The 22425-nt window shown below is 44.0% G+C and carries 18 protein-coding genes, 1 tRNA gene and 1 pseudogene; 9 read left to right on the top strand and 11 right to left on the bottom strand.

The features are described 5' to 3' along the window. Positions 1–14 precede the first annotated feature (14 nt). From B0H50_RS08255 to B0H50_RS08240, 4 genes are all read right to left on the bottom strand, one after another. Positions 15–1310, bottom strand: coding sequence for an aminotransferase class I/II-fold pyridoxal phosphate-dependent enzyme (locus B0H50_RS08255; RefSeq protein ID WP_109587545.1), 1296 nt, complete (start codon positions 1308–1310; stop codon positions 15–17). Positions 1311–1437: 127 nt separating this feature from the next. Continuing rightward, positions 1438–1995 carry a guanylate kinase gene (gene gmk, locus B0H50_RS08250; RefSeq protein ID WP_106199002.1) on the bottom strand — a complete coding sequence of 186 codons (558 nt, stop codon included), beginning with the start codon at positions 1993–1995 and terminating at the stop codon, positions 1438–1440. Continuing rightward, a complete protein-coding gene (locus B0H50_RS08245) occupies positions 1992–2903 on the bottom strand; it encodes a glycosyltransferase family 2 protein (RefSeq protein ID WP_106199003.1) in 912 nt (303 codons plus the stop codon). The genes gmk and B0H50_RS08245 overlap by 4 nt, the downstream gene beginning before the upstream one ends. A 1-nt stretch (position 2904) precedes the next feature. Further along, entirely contained in the window at positions 2905–5469 is a 2565-nt protein-coding gene (locus B0H50_RS08240) for an NPCBM/NEW2 domain-containing protein (protein WP_106199004.1), read from the bottom strand. Between the two features lie 155 nt (positions 5470–5624). Here B0H50_RS08240 and B0H50_RS08235 point away from each other — a divergent pair, with 155 nt between their 5' ends. Beyond that, positions 5625–7709: a transketolase family protein gene (locus B0H50_RS08235; RefSeq protein WP_106199005.1), complete on the top strand. Its 2085-nt coding sequence runs from the start codon at positions 5625–5627 to the stop codon at positions 7707–7709. Between the two features lie 99 nt (positions 7710–7808). Here the strand turns inward: B0H50_RS08235 and B0H50_RS08230 are convergent, their stop codons facing one another. The 6 genes from B0H50_RS08230 to B0H50_RS08205 form a co-directional block, all read right to left on the bottom strand. Continuing rightward, a complete protein-coding gene (locus tag B0H50_RS08230) occupies positions 7809–8780 on the bottom strand; it encodes a calcium/sodium antiporter (protein ID WP_106199006.1) in 972 nt (323 codons plus the stop codon). 6 nt (positions 8781–8786) lie between these two features. Further along, a complete protein-coding gene (locus B0H50_RS08225; protein WP_106199007.1) occupies positions 8787–9113 on the bottom strand; it encodes a GerW family sporulation protein in 327 nt (108 codons plus the stop codon). Positions 9114–9127: 14 nt separating this feature from the next. Then, complete coding sequence (locus B0H50_RS08220) at positions 9128–9976, bottom strand: hypothetical protein (RefSeq protein ID WP_106199008.1); 849 nt, start codon at positions 9974–9976, stop codon at positions 9128–9130. Beyond that, positions 9973–10794, bottom strand: a complete 822-nt coding sequence (locus B0H50_RS08215) for a hypothetical protein (RefSeq protein WP_106199009.1) — start codon at positions 10792–10794, stop codon at positions 9973–9975. The genes B0H50_RS08220 and B0H50_RS08215 overlap by 4 nt, the downstream gene beginning before the upstream one ends. A 9-nt stretch (positions 10795–10803) precedes the next feature. Further along, positions 10804–11661, bottom strand: a complete 858-nt coding sequence (gene asd, locus B0H50_RS08210) for an archaetidylserine decarboxylase (RefSeq protein ID WP_106199010.1) — start codon at positions 11659–11661, stop codon at positions 10804–10806. Positions 11662–12197: 536 nt separating this feature from the next. Further along, positions 12198–12270 (bottom strand) — tRNA-Thr (locus B0H50_RS08205). Positions 12271–12371: 101 nt separating this feature from the next. Here B0H50_RS08205 and B0H50_RS08200 point away from each other — a divergent pair. The 5 genes from B0H50_RS08200 (at position 12372) to B0H50_RS08175 (ending at position 17666) form a co-directional block, all read left to right on the top strand. After that, entirely contained in the window at positions 12372–13061 is a 690-nt protein-coding gene (locus B0H50_RS08200; RefSeq protein WP_106199021.1) for a tetratricopeptide repeat protein, read from the top strand. Positions 13062–13319: 258 nt separating this feature from the next. Next, positions 13320–14555, top strand: coding sequence for an LL-diaminopimelate aminotransferase (locus B0H50_RS08195; protein WP_109587544.1), 1236 nt, complete (start codon positions 13320–13322; stop codon positions 14553–14555). A 262-nt stretch (positions 14556–14817) separates the two neighbouring features. Then, a complete protein-coding gene (locus tag B0H50_RS08185) occupies positions 14818–15924 on the top strand; it encodes an HD domain-containing phosphohydrolase (RefSeq protein ID WP_106199013.1) in 1107 nt (368 codons plus the stop codon). A gap of 49 nt (positions 15925–15973) precedes the next feature. After that, entirely contained in the window at positions 15974–16321 is a 348-nt protein-coding gene (locus B0H50_RS08180) for an Hpt domain-containing protein (protein WP_106199014.1), read from the top strand. A 208-nt stretch (positions 16322–16529) separates the two neighbouring features. Next, positions 16530–17666 carry a Fic family protein gene (locus B0H50_RS08175; protein ID WP_109587543.1) on the top strand — a complete coding sequence of 379 codons (1137 nt, stop codon included), beginning with the start codon at positions 16530–16532 and terminating at the stop codon, positions 17664–17666. Positions 17667–17682: 16 nt separating this feature from the next. Here the strand turns inward: B0H50_RS08175 and B0H50_RS08170 are convergent, their stop codons facing one another. Continuing rightward, positions 17683–19275: an ATP-binding protein gene (locus tag B0H50_RS08170; protein ID WP_106199016.1), complete on the bottom strand. Its 1593-nt coding sequence runs from the start codon at positions 19273–19275 to the stop codon at positions 17683–17685. Between the two features lie 190 nt (positions 19276–19465). On the opposite strand from B0H50_RS08170, the gene B0H50_RS08165 reads away from it, so the two are divergent. The 3 genes and pseudogenes from B0H50_RS08165 (at position 19466) to B0H50_RS08155 (ending at position 22135) form a co-directional block, all read left to right on the top strand. Continuing rightward, positions 19466–19948 (top strand): hypothetical protein, encoded by a 483-nt coding sequence (locus tag B0H50_RS08165; RefSeq protein WP_106199017.1) that lies wholly within the window; start codon positions 19466–19468, stop codon positions 19946–19948. Between the two features lie 56 nt (positions 19949–20004). Continuing rightward, complete coding sequence (locus B0H50_RS08160) at positions 20005–20997, top strand: hybrid sensor histidine kinase/response regulator (RefSeq protein ID WP_106199018.1); 993 nt, start codon at positions 20005–20007, stop codon at positions 20995–20997. 168 nt (positions 20998–21165) lie between these two features. Next, positions 21166–22135: pseudogene (locus tag B0H50_RS08155) on the top strand (ORF6N domain-containing protein). Positions 22136–22425 lie beyond the last annotated feature (290 nt).

Raw genomic sequence — 22425 nt, 5'->3', positions numbered from 1 at the left:
ATTGCCTCCTGTTTTTACTTGGTGAGCGCCAAGACGGCGCGGTAAACATTGTCGAAAAGTTGCGGAAGCTTGCTAGTCGGCACAGCCGAGAAAGCGAGGCGCAAAAGGCCTTTCAGCATGATGGTACCGGTGCTGTAATTCTTCAAAAGTTCTTCGCGAACGGCTTCGGCGTCAACTCCCTTGGGCTTAACGCACATAAAGTAACCGCTGTTAAACGGCATCGGTTCGAAAGCTTCTTTGTATTCGGGATGCGAAGCCAAAGTTTCTTTGATGATGTCGTAACGCTTTTTGAGCACAGCATACTTTGCTTCTTTTTCTTGCACATATTCTGGGCTCTGGTAAGCGGCGAGAAGAATTTTCTGCGAGATGCTCGGTGCATTCGAAATGTTTCCGCGGACAGCGCCTGCGGCTTTGCTTTCGAGTGCTTTTAATTGTTCAGCGGTTGCGCCTTTAAATCCGAAAGAAATGAAACCGACGCGGAATCCCCAAACGTAATCTTCTTTTGTCGGACCGTCGAGTTTGACAGCGAGCAAATTTTTGTGCGCATCGACGAGTTTGGTGAAGAGCGATTCGCGGGTGACGCCGTCTTCGTAAACGAGTCCGAAGTAAGCGTCGTCCAATAATGCGACGACTTTGTTTCCCTTTTCGGCTGCGCGGACGAGAACTTCGGTAATTTTCTTCGCTTCTTCTTCGGTAGCGGTGTAACCGGTCGGATTATTCGGGAAATTGAGAAGCAACACTTTTTTGCCGATGCCGTCTTTTTCGAGAGCTGCTTCTAAGGCATCGATATCAAATCCGCCGTTTTTGAAAGTGTTGTAGGTTTCGATTTTTGCGCCGTATGCGTTTTCGAAAACGAGTTCGTAGTTATCCCAATACAAGTCGGGGATGATGACTTTATCGCCCGGATCGAGGAAGAGATAGCCTGCGACAGAAATTGCATGGGTGAGCGCTGCCGAGACGACCGGACGCGAGAAATTTTTGCCGGCGAGACTCGGATTCTTGCGGAGAATTTGAGCTTTCCATGCATCGCGGAGATCGGGATTGCCGTAACTCGGAGCGTAAAGGAAAGCGGTCTTCGGAAGGTTCAACGACTTTTGCACGCAAGGAAGAACGAGCGGCGAACCATCGTCTTCGAGAGCGGTTCCAATCGTCGCATTGATCTCTTTTCCTTTGGCTTCGGCTCCTTGGCCCAAAATGCCTTTGCTCGGAAAGAAAATATTTTTTCCTTTTTGAGAAAGCATTTGAAGAATGGAGGCTCCGTTGGCTTCGAGGTCTGCGTTCAGAGCTGCGGCGAGAGGATTGAGATTCATAATAATATCCTTGAGAAATTTTCCAAATGGAAAAAATAAAAAATCCCGCGTTCTCGGAGAAAGAATCGCGGAAAAAAAGATGCTATGTTTTTCTTTTTTCGATGAAAAATGACGAGAATGTTAAATTTTACGTCGAAAGAATTTTGCGTAATTGATTTGCTGCGATTTCTAAATTATCGTTGACAATTTTGTATTCGTATTTGCCGTGTTCTTCGGCGAAAGCGATTTCTTTTTTCGCATTTTCCAAACGCAGACGGATGACGTCTTCGCTGTCGGTTGCGCGGTGGCGCAGACGGGCTTCGAGAATTTCTAACGACGGCGGGAGAATGAGAATGCCAACAGCTTCGGGATAGACTTTATCAAAATTGACTTTTCCGAAAACATCCAAATCGAATAAAACGCGTTTTCCTTCGGAGAGCATTTTTTCGACGAAAGATTTTGGTGTGCCGTAGAAATTGCCATGGACTTCGTTCCATTCGACCATTTCATTTTTCGCAATCATCTGCTGAAATTCTTCACGGGTTTTGAAGAAGTAATGCACGCCGTCAATTTCGCCTTCGCGGGGCGCGCGCGTCGTTGCCGAAATCGAATAAACCATATCGGGAAATTCCCGAATCACTAAATCTTTGAGAGTGGTTTTTCCCGCTCCCGAAGGAGCGCTCATCACAAAAAGTTTGTGCTTCATTTTTTATCCTCAATGTAAAGCGGACGCTGTTTTACTTCTTCGTAAATGCGGCCAATATATTCGCCTAAAATGCCAATCGACATAAGCTGAACGCCGCCGAAGAAAACGATGGCGGTCATAAGAGATGCCCAACCGGGAACGGTTACAGCGGGGTTCAAGAATTTTTCGAGAATCGCCCAAATCCCGATGCCGAGAGAAACGAGCATGACGAAAAATCCGGCGAGAAAACTGATTTTTAAGGGCGTCGTGCTAAAGCCTGTGATGCCGTCCATCGCTAAGCGGAGCATTTTCCGCAGCGGATATTTGGAAGTGCCCGCAGTGCGTTCTTTGCGGTCGTAGAGAATTCCTACGCGTTTGAATCCGACCCAACAAACGAGTCCGCGTAAAAAACGATTGCGTTCGGGGAGAGCGTTTAATTGATCGACGACGACGCGGTCCATTAAGCGAAAGTCGCCGGTATCGGTTGGAATGTCGATGCTCGTGAGCGAATGCAGCAATTTGTAAAAACAGTGCGCGCTCGCTTTTTTGAAAAATGTTTCGCCTTTGCGTTTGCGTCTTTGTGCGTAAACGACTTGATAGCCTTCGCGCCATTTTTCAAGCATCTCGTGGATAAGCGAAGGCGGGTCTTGCAAATCGCCGTCGATAATTACAACGGCTTCGCCTTGGGCGTGTTTTAAGCCCGCGCTGAATGCGGCTTGGTGTCCGAAATTGCGGCTGAAATTGATGAGTTTATTTTGCGGCGTATTCGGAAGAAGCGACTCTAAAATTTCGCGGGTGCGGTCCGTGGATCCGTCGTTCACAAAGATGAGTTCATGTTCCACATTTTTGAGTTCATCTTCCAAAACGGCAAATGTTTTGGAGACGATTTCTTCTTCGTTAAAAAGAGGAACGATGACGGATAAAAGCATTTTATTTCTCCGGTTTAATGGACTTGGGATCGGGGTAAAGAGTCGGGAGAAGAATATCTACGTGGTCGCAGTCTTTACTCGAAAGCGTATCGGTAATAAAGGAAAGTTCGTTGACGCCGAGAACGGAAATATCGAGAGAATCCGATCGGCTGAGCGAAACCGTTCCGCTTTGATATAATGTTTTTCCGTCGCCTAAAACTTGATAGCGGATGCCGTCGCTGCAAAGGCTTTCTTCGTCGAGTCCGATGCGAGCGGTGAGACGTATAAATTCACCGCGGAGATTAAAGGTGGTTTTACTCGGCGCATGCGTTCCAAATCCATCGGGATATTGTTGTGATTCGACAGTAAACGGATTTCCGTCTACGCTTGCGTTCGTGTGCAAATCGCCCCAGCCTTGAGAATGCGATGTCGGCGGAATGAGAGAAAGTTGCAGAGCGCCTTCGAAACGGAAGAATCGCATCGCAGAAATTTTGGAGATGGATTCGTGCTTTACCGTGTCGATGATTTCGGCTTCGAGATGATTGAATCCCGGTTTTAATATGGGACCGACGAGAGTGTCGCTGAAATTTCCTGCGGCATAAGGCTTTTCAAAAATCGAATCGCCATTTAACGCAAAACGAATTTTCCACGGTTCATCGCTTTCGTAATTTGCTGCGGAATTAAAGACGAAAGTTTTCGTTTCGGGATATCCCGCCCAGATGCCGAATTGAAAAAGTTTTTCCGGATCAAATGTGCGACGCTGTCCGAGCTTTGCGATGCGTACCCAATAATTATTGGTAATGAGAACGCGGTAAACTTCTTCGAGTTTAATTTCGCGTTCAAAAATATCGCAAGTGGTGGCGATGCGATGTTCCACGGCTTTCGCGTGATAAGTTTTTGAATCCCAGCAATCGAGTCCGCGGATGTAGTAAACTTCGCCGTTGTATTTTTGAATCAAACGCTGCAATGAATCTTGTGAAATTTGCCGCGCGCGGTTGTAGTGAATCGCCGAAACACCGTAACCGGTAAAATGCCACGGACGCCCGTAAATAAAGAATCGCGGTTTTTTAGGCTGCGCATTTAACCACTTCCAAATTTCCGATTCTTCTGTCGTCAAATGGTTGCGGTTGTACATGATATTTTTGTTGAAACTTTCTTTGTAACGAAGAGTATTTCCCGAGAAAATAAGGGCGAGTAAAATCGCTGCGATAAAAGAGAATCGTAAATTTTTTTTCCATTCAGATTTTCCGAGTAAGAAGAAAACGGTTCCAGATAAAATGCGCACAGCAAATGCGGCGAGGAAAGCCATCGAAGGCATCATCACGAGCGCGTAACGTTGATTGATTTCGATATTAAAATCGCCGGAAACATTTTCCAAAATCATATACGCTTGGACGTAATACAGAACGAGGAAAAGCGTCATCTTGGAAAAAGCGCCGAATCGTTTGCTCAAAATTTCTTTTGCGCAGAGACTGAGAAGTATAAAGGCGCCGATGAGAAAGAGATAATTAAAACTCGAAAGGAATGGATTGGCGAGAATTCCGCTATCGGTGAGAGGCTTCGTCATCACAGACCAGTTGCTTTGTAAATTTTCGAAGAAGTGTCCGTGCGCCGAATAAGCTCCGCCTTGGAATCCGTAGCCTTGGAAGTAACTAATCGTGAGTAAAACCGGAACCGAGCAGAGCGATAACGTCACCAAAAACGCGGGCGCTTTCCAATCTTTTTTATCGAGAATTCTCGGGAAAGCGATAAACAAAAAGGCGAGGAAACAGAAGACGGTTTCTTGACGCGTTTCGGCGAAAAATCCGAGGACGAGAGCTGCGAGAATCCAATGCTTTAAAGTGTTTCTATCAAATGCCCATTTAAACATCCACAGCGAAAGCGCAAAGAGGAAAATATAAAGCGGTTCCACCGACATCGAGCGGAATTGAAAGAGAACTGTCGGCTGCACAAAAAGGATAACGCTTGTGAGAAACGCGGTAAAATCGTCCGCAGTCCACGCGCGAATCGCAAAGAAAAGAAGCAAAACGGCGAAGAAAAGCATCGCAAGTTCGAATTTGAAAATCCAATGCAAATCCGAACCGAAGAACGGCATCCCGAGGAAGTATAAGAACGACAGACCTTTCGTTTTAAAACTATCGGAATTTTGGAAGCAATCGAGAACGCCATCGTGAAATTCGCCTTCGTCGCAAGTTCCCGTCGTTTGATTGTGATACATATTTTGCGCAATCGCCATGAAAACGCTTTCGTCGCTTTGGACGCGGTGACGTGCTTCAATTTGCGTGCCCGCAAAAATCGTAGCGAGAACGGCAAATAGAAAAATCAAAAGCAGATACGGCTTTGGCGGAAGATGTTCGAAAATATAATGGCGAAAATCTTTCCAAAGAAGACCGAAAAGAACGATGCCAGCGGTCAACTGCGCAAGAAAAAGCGGCAGCGGAAAACGCTGATCCAAAGTGCGAATCAAATCGCGTGCGCCGACATTGGGTCCGAGGTAAATGAGAAAGGGAATCGCAAGAGCGAGAATGACGCCTGCAATTCCTGCGGGATGCAAAATATTTTTGAAAAGTTCTTTTAAGTTTTTCATCGGGGGCGAATATAGTTTTTTTACGGGAAACTCCGAGATTTTTTGCGCTTCGCCATCGACTTTTCGGCTTTTCTAAGGAATTTCAAGTTTTTGCGGGTTGAGAAATTTTCAAATGTATTTAAATTTGGGGCGCAAAATTTTTACAGAGGCTTCCTGTGAACGATTCCATTATTCTCAAAGCAGCAGACAACGTACGCATTCTTTCCGCCGCCATGGTTGAAAAAGCTAAATCCGGACATCCGGGTGGAGCGATGGGGGCTGCGACCGCAATCACTCTTCTCTTCGCGGAATTTCTCCGTTTTGATCCGAAGAATCCGCATTGGGAAGCGCGCGACCGTTTTCTGATGGATCCGGGACACATGTCTCCGCTGCTTTATTCGGAACTCGTTCTTACGGGTCGTCTTACCCTCGAGGATTTGAAGAATTTCCGTCAATTCGGAAGCATTACTTCGGGTCATCCCGAACTTTCTGTGGAACACGGCATTGAAAATTCCTCGGGTCCTCTCGGCTTAGGACAAGGAATGGCTGCGGGCGTTGCTATCGGCGAACGTTACAAAGTGGCGCAGTTCGGCGATATCATTTCGCACAAAACGGTGGCGCTCGTTTCGGACGGCGGCATTCAAGAAGAAATCGCTTACGGAATCGGCCGCATCGCAGGTCACTTAAAACTCTCGAATTTGATTTTCTTCTACGACGCAAACGGCGTGCAACTTTCTTGCAAAACCGCCGACGTGATGGATCAAGATTTTAAGAAGCAATACGAATCTTGGGGCTGGCGCGTTCTCGAAGCCGATGGCGAAAATGTGGAAGAACTTCGTCAAGCTTTTAAAGCGGCTTTTGCCGAAACAGAACGTCCGACGATTGTCATCGGACAAACGACGATGGCGAAGGGCGCAGTCGGCGCAGCCGGTGAATCGTTTGAAGGAAAAGTTTCCACTCACGGTCAACCGCTTTCGGGCGCAGGCGCTTCTCTCGAAGAAACCGTGCGTCATTTGGGCGGTAACGCAGAAAATCCGTTCGAAATTTTCCCCGAAGTCAAAGAAGCTTTTGCAGAACGCCTCGCGGAACTCGAAAAACTCGCGGCCGCATGGAATGCGAAGAAAGCAGAATGGGATAAGCAAAATCCGGAAAAGGCAAAGACTCTCGCTAGCTGGTTGAACGGCAACAGCGTCAAGCTCAACTTGAAAGATTTAGCGCAGAAAGATGACGTCGCAACCCGCAATAGCTCGGGCACTGTTCTCGCTTACTTGGCGAAGAATTACCGCAACATTATCTGCAGTTCCGCAGACCTTTCGAACAGCGACCAAACGCAGAAATTCTTGAACGAAACGCGCATTATGACGCCGGGAGATTTCGGCGGTGCTTTCGTGCAAGTCGGCGTTGCCGAACTTTCGATGGGAGCCATCGCTTGTGGCCTTGCGCTTTCGGGCGGACTTTATCCGATTTGCGCAACGTTCTTTGTCTTTAGCGATTTCATGAAGCCGGTAATTCGTATGGCGGCGCTTCAAGGACTTCCGGTGAAGTATGTGTTCACTCACGACAGTTTCCGCGTCGGCGAAGACGGTCCAACTCACCAGCCGATCGAACACGAAACGCAGATTCGTCTTCTCGAAGATTTGAACAAAGACGATGGTCGTCCGCAGATGCTCGTTCTCCGTCCGGCAGATGCCGCCGAAACGACTGTCGCTTGGGAAATGGCTTTCGAAAACGAAGACAGTCCGACCGCTTTGATTTTAACCCGTCAGAAAGTGGGCGCCCTCCCGTGCCCTGCGGGCACGACCCGCTACGCGGAAGCGGCAAAATGCCGCTTGGGCGCTTATATCGTAAGCGATAACACTCCCGCGGGCAAGAAGCCCGATTTGACATTCGTCGCAAACGGTTCCGACGTTCTTCTTTGCCATCAAGCAGCAGAACTTCTCCGCAAAGAATCGAAAAATGTCCGCGTTGTTTCGATGATTAGCCCGAAACTTTTCCGCATTCAAGACGAAAAGTTCCGCAACGAAATCATTATTCCGTGGACTCCGGTTTATGCGCTTTCGAGCGGACTTCCGGTTCTCTTCAAAGATGTCGTCGGCGGATTCGGCAAAGTCGCAGGCCTTGAACGCTTCGGCGCATCGGCTCCGGCTTCGGTTCTCGAAAATAAATTCGGTTACGAACCCGATGCAGTTGCGAAGGAAGCGATGATGTATCTCGCTGAATTTGAAAAGAACGTTGCCGACTTCAAAAAAGTCAACGGCTAAGCGAAACGCGGCGAAGCCGCGTTGCAGAAATTAAAAATGCACGGCGTAAGTCGTGCATTTTTTTGTGAAAATTTTTGCGAATAAATTTTTCGAAATTCTTTAGCGCAAAATCAAGTAAGCGGTATATGCGACATAGCAAAGGAGAAAGAAAATTCCTTCGATGCGGTCAAAGAAATTTTTTCCGAAAGTGTGTGCGACGAGAAATGTGCAAAGCGCTGCAAAAATCATCACCACAAAATCTTCAAGAAGAACGCCTTGAATAGAAATCGGTGCTGCCGTTGAAGAAATCCCGAGAATGAGAAGAATATTGAAAATATTCGAACCGATGACATTCCCGAGGGCGAGTTCTGAATTTTTCTTGAGAGCAGCGACAATCGACGTAATGAGTTCGGGAAGGGAAGTTCCCAAAGCGACGACGGTAATTGCGATGACCGCTTCATCGACTCCCCAAGCCCGCGCTAAATTTTCCGCCGAACCGAGGAAAAGTTTTCCGCCTCCGATGAGTCCCGTAAGCGATGCCACTGCGATGAAAATCAAAAGCAAAATCGGCTTTCCGCTGAAACGCGAAACGGCTTCTTCTTCAATATTATCCGCAGCGTCTGCTGGCTTCCGATTTTTGTAAACGGTCACAAACATATACCCGACGAATAAAATCAAAAATAAAATGCCGTCGAAACGAGAAAGCGAATTGCTCCAATTTTCGTTCAGCAACGATTTGTTCGCGAGGAAAGTTAAAAGCAGAGCGGCGAAAATGCCGAAAGGAATATCGCGCTTGATAATCGCTTTATCAATAGCGAAAGGAAGAATAGTCGCCGAAACGCCTAAGATTAAAAAGATATTGCAAATATTCGAACCGATGATATTTCCGATGGCGACATCCCCGTGACCTTCGAGCGCAGACGAAAACGAAACGAAAAGTTCTGGCGCGGACGTTCCCATTCCGACGATCGTGAGCCCGATTAAAAAATTCGAAACGCGGGCGCGCTTGGCGATAGCAACGGAAGAATCGACGATTAATTCCGCTCCCAAAAGCAAAAGTCCAAGCCCCACAACAAGAAGTAAATAATCCATTCTCGTTTATGCTTCTTTTTTCTTAAACGCCGAAAGAACATCGGGAACTAAATCCGCGACTTTCGAAACGATATCGTTTTCTTTCGCAATGGGCATAATGCGCACATCTTCGCCCGAGATGACGACGAAAGCGACAGGATTTACCGAAAGTCCGCCACCCGAAGCGGCAACGGCTTCTTTTTTCCCGCCGAGTCCAAATCCCATCGAAACGCGACTTACCGGAATGACGGTAACTGCGCCCGCTTGAATGGGTTTTCCGATGACGGTTTCTGCTTGGGAAACCATCCGAAGTTTTTCAAGAATTGTTTCTGCTAAAGTATCGATTTGTGCCATGATTTTTAATATAGTTATTCCGGAGAATTGTAAACGCTTTCTGCGATTTTTCGAAAGCGTTCTAGTAAATTTTTGGAATCCAAAGCGCCCCAAAGGCAAACGAGACGACCATCGGACAAACGCATCGCAGCGCCGCGGCTTTCGATTCCTGCGTTGAAGAAAAGCGTATCCGCATTCCAAAAAATATCCGCAGTCTTTTTTTGCAAATTAAAAGTCCAATTTTTCCAATCTTCTTCGGAAACGGATTCCCAACTGCGGGCAGCGTTCCAATAAACATCATTGCCGCGGAATCCTTGCACGAGCATCGGAAAGTTGGATTCGATTCCCAAAAAATTTTTCATTTGAATGGACGCTTCGCCGGGAAGACGGTCGGCAATCGGAAGGCTCAAAAATTCGGGCGGAAGTCCTGCGCGGTAATCGGGAAAATTTTGCACATAATGTTCGAGTTCGCCGCGTTCGTGATTGCGCAAAAGGCCGTAGCGAAAAACGAAAAGACGCGGACCGCTTCGCATTGCAATTTCGCGGGAATCGCCGTCGATAACGGGCAAACGTTCTTGCACAAGTCCGCTATTTAAATAGAAGGCAAGCGCAGACATTTCGGTTTTAAATTCTAAAATGCGAATGTGCAAAGAGTCGCCGGCGACGGGCGCATAGACGAGTTCTGCCATCGTAGAAATCGCATAATTTTTCAAATTCCACGAAGCGGGAACGAGTTTTAAAACCGTTGCGGAATCGTAAAGTTCTACTGCAACTGGAGCGCTTTCGCGATAAAGAAAATGGTATAAATTCAAATCCAAAAGAGATTTTTTTCCTTCGCAACTGCAAAGGAAAAGAAGAGCGAAAAGAAGCGTCCAAATTTTCATTTGAGAACTCCGACAAAACTTTTGGGGCAAAAAGAAGTGAGCGGACATTGTGTGCAATTCGCAGTCAAATCAGCGCAGATAAATCCGTGCTCCGATGGCTCTAAGAAAAATTGAAATGCGTGCGCAGTCATCCGCGGATCTTTGCGGGCGAGCGCTTTGCAAAGCGATAATGCTAATTTGCGTTTCCGCGTTTCGTCCATTTCGGCGTAACCGATTTCTTTTCCGGGTCCGATTAAACCGATCCATCGGCGAATGCCAAAGGCAAATGGAACGGGTGAAATATCATTTTGAAATTGAGTTCGGAGAACGCCGAGTCCGCGGGGCGCTGGTGAAAATAAACGCGAAATCGAAAGAATTGCTTTCGGGCGATACGCGCCTTTTCCCATGAAAAAAATTTCGCCGAGATCGCGGAGAATTCCTTGTAACGATGTAGAAGCAGCCCAGCCGGGAAGCGGTGAACGCCTTCGCACAAAATTGCCGACGCTAAAGAAAATTCCGGGAACGCATTCTTCTTCGGGCCAATCATAAGTTTTCTTCGCCGCGCGAACGACTTTTTGAATTTCATTTTCGGCGGGAATCGGAAATGCAAAAAGTTTTTCATCGGGAAAATTTTCAAAGAGTGCGTTCAGAACTTTTTGTAAAAGCGAAAGCGGAATTCCTTGTTCAATGCAAGTTCCCAAAAGAGTCCACGCCATTTTGGATTCGAGAGTGCTCGCACGATTTGCAATTGCGACAACAGGATCGGGAACATTGGCGAAAAAGCGGACAAAGGCTGCGGTTCCGCGCATAATGTCCGGATGTTCCTTTTCCCAACGCATCGATAAAAATTAAAGAAGAGATTCGCCCATTTTAACCGCTTTCCCGAGAGTCTTGGCGAAAAGTTCGGGATGACGATTCGCGAGAATTTCGTCGGCGATTAAGATGACAGTGCTTCCCATTTCAAAACGTCCGAGTTCATCGCCGCGTTTAAAGCGATATTCTTCTTGAGGCGTGTAATCGATACGAGGCGCATGGCGGGGAAGTTTTCCGACATTCGTAATCCAATTCGGCGCATAATTGACCGCAATACGTCCGACATTGGTCGCTCCGACTTTGACGAGTAAAAGTTCTCCGCCACCATCGACAGCGATGCGAGTCGTAATGCGTTCGTTAATGCAGAAAAGTCCTTCGACGCGGTTTACGCTCCAGTTGTTCACCGGCCAAAGAGTTCCCGGGCAGTAACTTGCCGCGATGAGTTTTCCTGAAACAGGAGAATGGATGCGGTGATAATTAAATGGGGCGAGGTAAATTGTCGCAAACCGTCCGCGCGCAAAGTGGGCGGCGAGCTCTTTATCGCGGAGAAGTTCGGCGAGGGAATATGTTTTTCCTTTTGCTTGAATCATCTCGGCATTTTCACCGTAGAGAATTCCCGATTGCGATTCGCGTCCGTCGACTGGACTTACAATTTCGGCATCGGCGATGGGACGCTTTCCCGGAGCCAAAGTGCGCACAAAAAGTTCGCCGATATTGGCATACGCCGAAAGCGGTTTCGATGCTTCGCTCATTTCTAAGTGATAAGCTTTGGCAAATAAATTCCGCGCCAGTTTAGAAAGCACGGGAATTTTTAAGTTAATCAAATTTCCGAAGAGTCTCGATTCCAAGTTCTTCGGGAGAAGTTTCATAAAAACATAACGTGGAGAATTCATTGAACGCAATGTAGAAAATTAACAGTTAACAAAGAAGTACCGGGCAAATGAAGCGAAAGCAAATAATTCAATGCATAATGGATAATTAACAATGCATAATTATAGAGTTAGGCGCACCGCGCGAATGAGATCTTAGAACTTAGATTTTAGATCTTAGAATTTCTAAGTTCAAAGTTCTAAGCTCTAAGTTCTCAGCTCTAAGCTATCAAAACCCCGCCGCGCCATCATCTACATTTTTCATTTAAAAAGCCTTGCCGCAGCGTTGCAAGAACGAATTTGACGTGTTAAATGTGTTCCCGCAGCGTTGCATGAGAAAAAATGAGGAAATGGAAAGCCCGCTTGGATTCAATGCATAATGGATAATTAACAATGCATAATTAGAGAGTTAGGCGCTCCGCGCGGTAATGCAAGATCTTAGAGCTTAGATTTTAGAGCTTAGAGTTTTCTAAGATCAAAGTTCTAAGCTCTAAGTTCTCAAACTCTCCCTTCTAATTTCTCATTAAAAAAAGCGCCTCAACGAGACGCTTTTTTTTTCGAGCCACCCAGCAGATTTGAACTGCCGACCTGCTGATTACGAATCAGCTGCTCTACCAGCTGAGCTAGAGTGGCAAGGCGAACACAAATGTAGTAATAAATTGAAAAAATTTCTATATTAAATCGCAAATTTTTTTTCAAGGACCGAAAATATGGCCAATAATATGCCGAATAATATGCCTAATGCCGGAACTTCCGCGGCAAATTCCGATATGAAGGAATTTTTTCTCCAGCACGGAATCAAGGTGGGGGCAATTCTTTTAATCGTCATTCTCGTGGTGATTGCGATTGTGCATTTTCACGGGTCAAAAAATAAAGCCGATGCAGCGCAAGCTGAATTGCTCGGTCCGGCTCTCGCTTACGAATATACCGGTAAAAAAGATAGCGCTTTAGCTCTTTACGAAGGCTTGATCGCCTCCAATCAACTGAAAGACGAAACTTTGGCAAAGGCAGCGCTTCTCGCGGGCAATATCCGCTTCCAAAATGGCGAATTTGATGAAGCCGCAGTCCTTTATCAAAAGGCTTTGGACAATGCGGGCTCGGTTCCGTTAATCCGCGGCGGCGCAATGCACGGTCAAGCTGCAGTGGCGATTGAAAAGAAAGATTATTCTTCTGCGGCAGCTCTTCTCGAAAAGTTCGTCGCAGAGTTCGGCAAGCGCACGGGCGACTTAGAAGACCGCTACGAAAAGCTCGAACCGGCAGACCAAGTCCCGACAATCGCAGACGCTCTTTGGAAACTCGCTCTCGTTTACAATCAAATGGGCTTCCAAGACAAAGCAAAAGCTGCCGCCGAAAAATTGATTAAGGTTTACGGCGACGATCAACTTTACAGCGATCGTGCGAAAAAATTCCTCGCCACTCTTTAAGAATTTTTGAAAAATTTTTTCTCCTTGGCTCGCCCGCAAGGGCGGGCTTTTTCTGTGTTTCGGCGAATGAAAAAATTGAGAATTTCTGTTTTTGCAAATCAAATGAACGGCCTAAAAATAGATTTGACAAAAATGTTTTAAAATTTTGATGCTTTTCAAAAATTGCGTGCTATCGTGCAAAATACGGGCTTTTTTCGTCGGCGAGAATTGACAAATCCATTTTAAATTTGAAAGGAAAATTCTAACACCGGAGACTTTATGTCCGATTATATTCAGAATCTTTTTGCAGACCGTATCGGCGGGAAAACCTTTGGCCTGGGAACCGTCCTTTACAAGTTTGAAAAAATCAAGCGCGCGCGTCGCGCAGCCGAAAAGGAACATCCCGAAACGCCGATTATCGATATGGGCGTTGGGGAACCCGATTGGATGGCGGATTCAACAGCCGTAGAACGCCTTTATGCCGAAGCGAAGAAACGCGAAAATCGCGGTTACTCGGACAATGGAATTCTTCCATTTCAAGAAGCGGCGGCGAATTATATGCAGACCGTTTTCGGCGTGCACGGCTTAAATCCGCAGACCGAAATTTGCCATAGCATCGGTTCAAAGCCTGCGCTCGCGATGATTCCGCAAGCATTCATCAATCCGGGCGATGTGGCGATTGTAACGGTTCCGGGTTACGGCGTCCTCGCTACGATGACGAAATTTCTCGGCGGCGAAGTTTATCAACTTCCGCTTCTTCCCGAAAATGATTTTTTGCCGGATCTGGATTCAGTTCCCGCTGACATCGCAAAGCGTGCAAAACTTTTCTACATGAATTATCCGAACAATCCGACGGGCGCTGTAGCGACTCCAGAATTTTTCCGCAAGGTCATCGACTTCGCCAAGAAAAATGAAATCATCGTGATTTCGGATGCCGCCTACGCAGCGCTCACCTTCGACGGTTATGCGCCTCTCAGCTTCCTTTCTATTCCAGGCGCAAAAGAAGTCGGCGTTGAAATTCAATCGCTTTCGAAGGCTTTCAACATGACGGGTTGGCGTCTCGGATTTGTCGCGGGCAACGAAAAAGTGGTGAAGGGATTTGCTTGCGTCAAAGACAACAATGACTCGGGACAATTCAAAGCGATTCAGTATGCGGGCGTGCAAGCGCTCTCAACGCCATCGATTACAGAACGCACTGTTGCAAAGTATTCGCGCCGCCACAATTTGCTCGTCAAAGCACTTTCCGAAGTCGGCTTCAAAGTCAAAAAGCCAAAGGGAAGTTTCTACTTGTACGCGCAAGCGCCGAAGGGAATTGAAGGCGGAGCAACATTTAACACCGCCGAAGATTTTTCGCAGTGGCTTATCCGCGAAAAGCAAATTTCCACAGTGCCTTGGGACGATGCGGGTCATTTCATCCGTTTTAGCGTCACGTTTATGGCGGATACCGAAGCCGCAGAAATTGCGCTCATGGACGAAATTAAACGTCGTCTTTCCGATGCAAAATTTGTTTGGTAACGCATTTTTTCTTCTCAAATTTTGACAATTTAAATTTCGAAAAACTTTCGCAGAAATTTTCTGCGGGAGTTTTTTTATGCAAAAATTTTCCTGCAAAACGCAAAATTTTTTCGCAGAATTTGGAAGAAATTTTTTTTGCTAAATCGAATTTTGATAAAGAACAAAAATGTTAATTTGTCGGTAAAAAATGAAGTGAAAAAATTCCATTTTTTTGTTTATAAATTAAATTTATTGAAAATTCTCACGACTTGCTGGAGTTAGAATGGCAGATAAAGTACTTATCATCGATGATATGGAACTGAATCGTGACATGCTTTCTGTGATTTTGGAAGGCGAATATGAAATCGAAGTCGCAGAAGATGGGGATTTGGGAATTCAAAAATTAAAAGTGAATAAAGACGAAATCGTCGGCGTTTTACTCGATTTAAATATGCCAAATAAAAACGGCTACGATGTTCTTTCGTTTATGCAGCAAGAAAAAATGATTGACCGCATTCCGGTTTTAATCATTAGCGCCGAATCGTCGAGCGAAGCCGAAAATCGTTGCCTTTCGATGGGCGTCTCGGACTTTATCCGCAAACCCTTTGACTCGGCGACGGTGCAGCGCCGCGTCCGCAATGTCGTTGAACTTTTCTTGCATCGTAATGCGCTCGAAAGCAAAGTCACAAGTCAAATGCGCACGTTGCAGCGTCAAAATGAATTGCTCGAAGCGCAAGCGCTTAAACTCCGCGAAAATAACGAAAAAATTATCGATGTCTTAGGTGAAATCGTCGAAGGCCGCAGCCTCGAAAGCGGACAACACATTAAATGCGTCAAAGGATTCACCGAAATTTTAGCGAAATGGGTCGCAAAAATTTATCCGGAATATCATCTCACTCCCGAAAAAATTCGGATTATCGTCGCCGCAAGTGCGTTACACGACATTGGAAAAATTGCGATTGCCGATAACGTTTTGCTCAAACCGGGAAAACTCACCATCGAAGAATTTGAGTATATGAAAACGCATACAACTCGCGGTTGTGAAATGCTCGAACGCATTACCAATGTATGGGATGAAGTTTACAGCAAAGCGAGCTATGAAATTTGTCGTCATCATCACGAACGCTATGACGGTCGCGGTTATCCCGATGGACTCAAAGGCGAAGAAATTCCGATTTCGGCGCAGCTCGTTTCTATCGCAGACGTTTACGACGCTCTCGTTTCGAAGCGCGTTTACAAAGGCGCATTCAGCAAAGATGAAGCGTTCCAGATGATTATGAAAGGCGACTGCGGCATTTTCAATCCAAAACTTTTGGAATGTTTCCACGAAGCCAAAGCAGAATTCGAAGCGCTTGCGGATAAATCGCATCAAGCAGAAAAAGTGGCTTAAACACAAATCCGAGAAGTTATTTTAAATTGCCTCGGGCAAAGGAATTTTTATGAATGTCAAAGAATGCTATGCAGAATTAAACGCCGATTATGAAGGCACCGTGAAGCGTCTCATGAACGAAGCGTTGGTAAAACGTTTTGCTCTCAAATTTTTAGAGGATCCGAGCTTCTCCATTATCGAAGAAGGTTATGCAAAACAAGACGCTGAACAAGCGTTTCGTGGCGCGCATACATTAAAAGGCATCTGCTTAAATTTAGGCTTTACGCAACTGCAAGAAGTGAGCAGCAATCTCACCGAAGCATTATGCGGAAGATCTTTCGAAGGTTCGCAAGAACTTTTTGAAAAAACAAAAATCGAATACGAGCGCGTCAAAGAAATCCTCAAAAAATTAGCGTAGAAATTTTTCAAAACGATTGAGCAGGCTTTTTCCGCCTGCTTTTTTTTATTACTAAAATTTGAAATAAATCTAAAATTTTCATTCTCTTATTTCAAAAAGTGCTTAGTTATTTGAAATAAAAATGCAAAAATTGATATTTTATTTCAAAAAGTCTTGATTTGTTGAAATAAAAAACTAAATTATTCCGAGTAATTTCAAAAGGTTTCCAATGAATCGCGCTGGGCAATTTGTAAAAAATCTTAGTGGAGAAGCAGAATACTTCTCGTTTAAGCCTACAAATTTACCTCCTGAACCAGCCATTCAAATAGATGGCAAAATGACTCAGATTTTATTGGAGGCGAATCGAAATCTGATAGAACTTGATGCAGCGGCAAAATATATTCCCGATGTCAATTTATTTATTTCGATGTATGTTCGAAAAGAAGCTCTGATTTCTTCTCAAATTGAAGGAACTCAATGCACATTGGATGATATTTTAGACCCCGAAAATGAATCGCATAATTTAGATGTTTCTGAAGTAATCAATTACATTTCCGCTTGTCATTATGCGTTAGATCGTTTAAAAAATTTTCCTTTGTGTAATCGTTTTTTTTGCGAAATACATCACAAATTGATGAATCATGTTCGAGGTCAAGAAAAATCTCCGGGTGAATTTCGTAAAACGCAAAATTGGATTGGCGGCTTAAATTGTTCGCTTAAAGAGGCGCGCTATATTCCTCCGAATGTCGAGGACATGAACGCAGCTCTTTTTGCATTAGAAAAATTTATCAATGAAAATCAAGATGATGATGCATTGATTCGAATCGCTTTAATTCATTATCAGTTTGAAACAATACATCCGTTTTTAGATGGAAACGGACGCGTTGGCAGACTCATTATTTTACTTTATTTAATGGAGCAAGGTTTACTTTCTAAACCCGTCATTTACATTTCTTATTTTTTGAAAAAAAATCAAGTCGAATATTACGATCGCATTTCGGAAGTTCGGAGAAGTGGAAATTATGAACAGTGGATTTACTTTTTCTTAGAAGCGGTTTCGGCTGCGGCAAAAGATTCCTTGCAAAGTATTGAAGCTCTGGTGAAATTGCATCAAAAAAATTTGAAAATTTTACCTAAATCCAATCGTCAGAAAAATACGATTAAAATGGTTTTTGATTATTTAGAAATGCATCCGATTATTGAAATAAAACGGATTGCTTCGGATTTGCAAATTAGTTTTAATACGGCTTCCCATGCAATTCAAAAATTGCAGGCGTTAGGCATTTTAAAAGAAACGACGAATGCATTGCGAAAGCGCGTCTATAGTTACGAAGAATATTTAAAAATTTTACGAAAAGACACTTAAAAATTTTGCATTTGAATTAGGCGAGCACTTCCCCAATTGTTTTGATCAATTTTTCTACATCGATGGGTTTAGCTAAGTGCGCGTTCATGCCCGCGGCGAGAGAGGCTTCGCGGTCTTCGTCGAATGCGTTTGCGGTCATCGCGATGATGGGAATGCGGGCGCGTTCATCTTGCAAGTGACGGATGCATTCGGTTGCTTTGTAGCCGTTCATATTCGGCATTTGAATGTCCATTAAAATCAAATCGTAATAGCCGACGGGTTTTTCTTGGAGCATATCGAGCGCAATTTTTCCGTCTTTGGCGAGTTCTGTGCAGAAGCCTAAATTGTGTAAAAGGGTGAGCGCAATTTCGGCGTTGAGCTCGTTATCTTCGGCGAGGAGAATGCGTTTTCCGGCGAGAGATTTTAAATCGTGTTCGTTTCTATTTTTTTCGGACGATTTTTCTTTTGCAATCGGGAAGATAAGCGTGACAGTAATTTTTGAACCTTTGCCCGATTCACTTTCGACGGAAATTTCTCCGTCCATTGAATCGACGAGGAATTTGACAATCGGCAGCCCGAGACCGGTTCCCGAAATTCCCGATTCCGAAGAATTGTGCTCGCGGGAAAATGGTTCAAAAAGATGCGGCAAATATTCGGAACTGATTCCAATTCCATTGTCACAAATTGTCGCAGAAAATTTCGCTGCATTTGCTTTTTCGGTCGGAAGTTCTTCTAAATGCCAAAGAATATTTCCGCCTTCTGGAGTATATTTGACAGCGTTGCTTAAAATGTTGAGAAAAATTTCGCGGACTTTTAAAGAATCGCAGACGATATTTTTGTGCGTTATCGAAATTTCTTTTTGATAATGCAACTTCTTTTCTTTTAACGCACTTTCCATCACAATATCTAACGTGTGAATGATTTTGTCAAAATTTGTCGGCGCTAAGTGCAGCGTTTCTTTGCCATTTTCGATGCGGCTCATTTCGAGAATGCTATTTAAAAGGTCGAGCATAAACGAACTTGCTTTCTGCAATTTTTGCAAATAGTCTGCGATGAGTTCGCGCTTTTCGAAATGATGTTCCATCAAATTGGCGTAGCCGATAATCGCATTCATCGGCGTCCGCAAATCGTGACTCATATTGAATAAGAATGTAGAACGGGCGCGGCTTTCTTCTTCTTGCTGTTCTTTTTCTCTGCGAAGAAGTCTGTTCTGTTCAGCGAGGCGCTGCTCTGCAAGTTTTGATTTTTCCATGCGAATGGAATCGGAAATGTCTTGGTGAGTTCCGTAAAGGCAAATGCAATTTTGAACATTTTCATCGCGTTTTCCGCCGCAGCGCACAAACATTTCGCCGAGAGTTGGGTGCTGATAACGATAAACAATTTCTGCACGTTCGGAAACGAGTTTATTGGAGTAATCTAAAAAGAGTTGCAAATCGCCGGGATGAATGTGAGCGCGGTGAAATGTAAAACGTCCTTCGGGAGAAATTCCTTGGGGAACGCCAATGAGTTCATCCATAATGTCATCGGCATAGAAACGCGGAGCAGCATCGGGTGCAATTTCAATTTTCCATGTACCGATTCGTGAAAATTGCATCGATTTTTCAATTTCGTTCCACGATAATGCATCCATAATTTGCGTCCTTTTTTTGAATAATCTATATAAAAAATGTGAGAAAAAAAGATTTTGCAAGCAAAATTCGGCTAGAATTTCCAATTTTACAGGCGAAAATCAAATTGAAATTTGGAGAAAGTAAAAATAAAAAAATTAGTTTATATACAATCATAAATCAGAACGCCCTTTTGGGAAAAGGATCGCTGTGATGCCTTTGTCAAATTGGATTTGGCACAAAATTTTGAAAACGAATAATGCGAAACGCGGGCTGTTTTCGTTTATCGCTTTTGTGCTGTTTATCGTCCTTTTGGTCGTCGTTTACACATTGATTTTGCAGCGGAATTTTTCGGGTGAAATTTTGGAATCGGGAATTGCTCGCAATCAATTACGCGCGGAATCGGTTTTTGATTTGCTTTCGCAGAAATTTTCTGCAGAAGATTTTGAAAAGTTCCGTTCTGAATCGGATATGAATGACCCGCGTTATGTGGAAATTCAAAAACAATTAAATGAAATTCGAAATTTTAAAGGAATCCGTTATCTTTATACCGCAACAAAAAATGAAGCGGGCGAACTCATTTATGTCGTCGATGGCTTAGAAAAATCCACTTCGGATTTTCGCGCTCCGGGAAGTAAAATTGAGCCCGAAATGATTCCGTATATCAAGCGCGCTTTATCGAGGCGACTCGTTTAGATGTTTTAAAACGCGTTTTAAAAAGTTAGAAAAATTTTTACATCGAATATGACGCCGTGGTTGCGAAAACGCCAAAACGCTTGCAAGGAAAATTCACAATCAACAATCAAAATCCAAACGAAGAACACATGCTCATTGCGATTCGCGATATTACAGAAATTGAACGCGAACGCTCGGAAATCAGCACGACGATGCGGAAAAATATCACGATAAAAAGTTCTATCGATATTCAGACAAAATTTGTGTGTTGCGATACGGTAAAAATTAAAGAAGTCTTTTTGAATTTAATGTCGAACGCCATCAAATACACGCCCGAAGGCGGCACCGTTTTGATTGACACCAAAGAAATTCCTTCGCATCTCGAAGGCTATGCGATTATTCAGACGACGATTTCGGATTCTGGAATTGGCATGAGCCCTGAATTTTTGAAAGTGATTTTCGATGAATTTTCGCGCGAGCATCATTCGGAAAAAAATCGCATCGAAGGCACAGGCCTTGGCATGTCGATTGTAAAACATTTGGTGAATTTAATGAATGGTTCAATCGATGTGAAAAGTGAACTTGGAAAAGGCACTTCGTTTATCGTTACGCTCCCGCACAGAAAGGCGCACGAAAGCGATATTCATCAAATTGTGAAAAGCGAAATTTCAAAAGATTTATTTCAAGGCAAAAAAATTTTACTCGCCGAAGATAATGATTTAAATGCCGAAATTACGGTGGAACTTTTGAAAGAATATGGATTTGAATTTGAGCGCGCACGCGATGGCGTTGAATGTGTGGATATGCTTTTAAAATCAAAACCGCACGAATTTGATTTCATTTTGATGGACATTCAAATGCCCAATATGGATGGTTACAAAGCAACGAAATTGATTCGAAATTTCAAAGATGAAAAACGAAATATTCCGATTTTTGCGATGACTGCAAACGCTTTTGAAGAAGACAAAAAGAATGCTTTGAAAGTCGGCATGAATGCACATTTTGCAAAACCGTTGCAGGTCTTAGAAATGGTAAACACGATGAAAGATTTTTTGAAAGAAAAGGTTTGACTCCCTGAGTGTGATTAGTAATTGATTTTTTTTTGAATGATTGATTTTATAGAAAGAAAATTGCACGTTCCCCTTCTTTGTCATTTTTTGACATCCAACTTTTATTATATTCTTTTCAAACATGATAATCCTTGCTGTTTTTTGCTTGTCGGCGAGGAAGGAGTTAAAATGAAAAAGACTAAAACGATTGGAGTTGAACAGCAGGTTTCTTTAATCGATGAAAATCTTCTCAAGTCTCGGATTTACACGATTCGTGGCTTGAAGGTAATGCTTGATGCCGATTTGGCAGAAATTTATGGGTATGAGACAAAAAGATTCAACGAACAGGTGAAAAATAACGAAGATCGGTTTGCAGAAGATTTCCGTTTTTTTGCTTAGAAAAGAGGAATATGAGAACTTGATGCCGAAAAAATCGGCTTCAAGTTGGGGAGGCTCAAGAAAGCCACATTATGCATTCACTGAACAGGGCATTTATATGCTGATGACAGTCCTTAAAGGCGAATTGGCTATAAAACAAAGTACCGCCTTGATTCGTTTGTTCAAGCAGATGAAGGACTTTATCATTGAAAACCAGCCTGTGTTTGGTTACGACAGCGCAAAACTTGCAGAAATTGCAGTTCAGACGGAGCGAAATTCAAACGAAATTGTTGAAATCCGGCAGGACTTGCAAAAAGTGATGGACAATTTCGTCGATCCAACGACTTACAAGCATTTCTTGATTCTAAACGGCAAAAAACTTGAAGCCGATGTCGCCTACACGCAGATTTATGCGTTAGCGAAAAACTCCGTTATCATTATCGATGACTATGTGGGCGTAAAAACGCTAGACCTGCTTCGCGGAATTGCAAAAAATGTTGAGGTGCAAATTTTTAGCGATGAACGTGGCTCAGAACAGTTGACTAAAAATGTGATTGCTGATTTTAAGGTGGCGCGCCCAGATGTTCAATTGTCTGTGCAGCGGACTTGCGGCAAATTCCATGACCGCTATATTTTTCTGGATTACGGAAAATCTAATGAACGGCTATATCATTGCGGTCCTTCTTCAAAAGATGCCGGAAACAAGATTGCAACCATCATGCAAATCGAATGCCCGCAAGTATACCACGGAATTGTAGAAATGCTGATGCTTCAAGTGTGAATGCCGCCTGCGTGTCATCCTGAACGAAACGTTACGCCTTCCGTGTCATCCTAAACGCAATGAAATGGAGCGAAGGATCTTGCAGAAACAATGTACAATTAACAATGCACAATTAACAATTCGAAATAATGGCAGCTTCGCTGCAAAATTATAGATTTCGCGCGCAGCGCGCTGGTTCTGTCAAATAAACGGTGACATTTAGTTTTTGTTAGCTAAAAAAAGAGCTTTGAAATTTCAAAATTGAAGAAGCGAAAAGCAAAATCAAAGCGATGTTTTTTCAACTCGATTTT

This window comes from Hallerella porci, from assembly GCF_003148885.1.
In the GTDB taxonomy this organism is placed as follows: domain Bacteria; phylum Fibrobacterota; class Fibrobacteria; order Fibrobacterales; family Fibrobacteraceae; genus Hallerella; species Hallerella porci.
The sequence above is the reverse complement of the archived record's forward strand: the minus strand, read 5'-3'. Positions and strand labels throughout refer to the sequence as shown.

What these genes read in the sequence shown, in the direction of transcription:
- B0H50_RS08255 (WP_109587545.1), bottom strand. Translation starts at nt 1,310, where the DNA reads ATGAATCTCAATCCTCTCGCCGCAGCTCTGAACGCAGACCTCGAAGCC.
- gmk (WP_106199002.1), bottom strand. Translation starts at nt 1,995, where the DNA reads ATGAAGCACAAACTTTTTGTGATGAGCGCTCCTTCGGGAGCGGGAAAA.
- B0H50_RS08245 (WP_106199003.1), bottom strand. Translation starts at nt 2,903, where the DNA reads ATGCTTTTATCCGTCATCGTTCCTCTTTTTAACGAAGAAGAAATCGTC.
- B0H50_RS08240 (WP_106199004.1), bottom strand. Translation starts at nt 5,469, where the DNA reads ATGAAAAACTTAAAAGAACTTTTCAAAAATATTTTGCATCCCGCAGGA.
- B0H50_RS08230 (WP_106199006.1), bottom strand. Translation starts at nt 8,780, where the DNA reads ATGGATTATTTACTTCTTGTTGTGGGGCTTGGACTTTTGCTTTTGGGA.
- B0H50_RS08225 (WP_106199007.1), bottom strand. Translation starts at nt 9,113, where the DNA reads ATGGCACAAATCGATACTTTAGCAGAAACAATTCTTGAAAAACTTCGG.
- B0H50_RS08220 (WP_106199008.1), bottom strand. Translation starts at nt 9,976, where the DNA reads ATGAAAATTTGGACGCTTCTTTTCGCTCTTCTTTTCCTTTGCAGTTGC.
- B0H50_RS08215 (WP_106199009.1), bottom strand. Translation starts at nt 10,794, where the DNA reads ATGCGTTGGGAAAAGGAACATCCGGACATTATGCGCGGAACCGCAGCC.
- asd (WP_106199010.1), bottom strand. Translation starts at nt 11,661, where the DNA reads ATGAATTCTCCACGTTATGTTTTTATGAAACTTCTCCCGAAGAACTTG.
- B0H50_RS08200 (WP_106199021.1), top strand. Translation starts at nt 12,372, where the DNA reads ATGCCTAATGCCGGAACTTCCGCGGCAAATTCCGATATGAAGGAATTT.
- B0H50_RS08195 (WP_109587544.1), top strand. Translation starts at nt 13,320, where the DNA reads ATGTCCGATTATATTCAGAATCTTTTTGCAGACCGTATCGGCGGGAAA.
- B0H50_RS08185 (WP_106199013.1), top strand. Translation starts at nt 14,818, where the DNA reads ATGGCAGATAAAGTACTTATCATCGATGATATGGAACTGAATCGTGAC.
- B0H50_RS08180 (WP_106199014.1), top strand. Translation starts at nt 15,974, where the DNA reads ATGAATGTCAAAGAATGCTATGCAGAATTAAACGCCGATTATGAAGGC.
- B0H50_RS08175 (WP_109587543.1), top strand. Translation starts at nt 16,530, where the DNA reads ATGAATCGCGCTGGGCAATTTGTAAAAAATCTTAGTGGAGAAGCAGAA.
- B0H50_RS08170 (WP_106199016.1), bottom strand. Translation starts at nt 19,275, where the DNA reads ATGGATGCATTATCGTGGAACGAAATTGAAAAATCGATGCAATTTTCA.
- B0H50_RS08165 (WP_106199017.1), top strand. Translation starts at nt 19,466, where the DNA reads ATGCCTTTGTCAAATTGGATTTGGCACAAAATTTTGAAAACGAATAAT.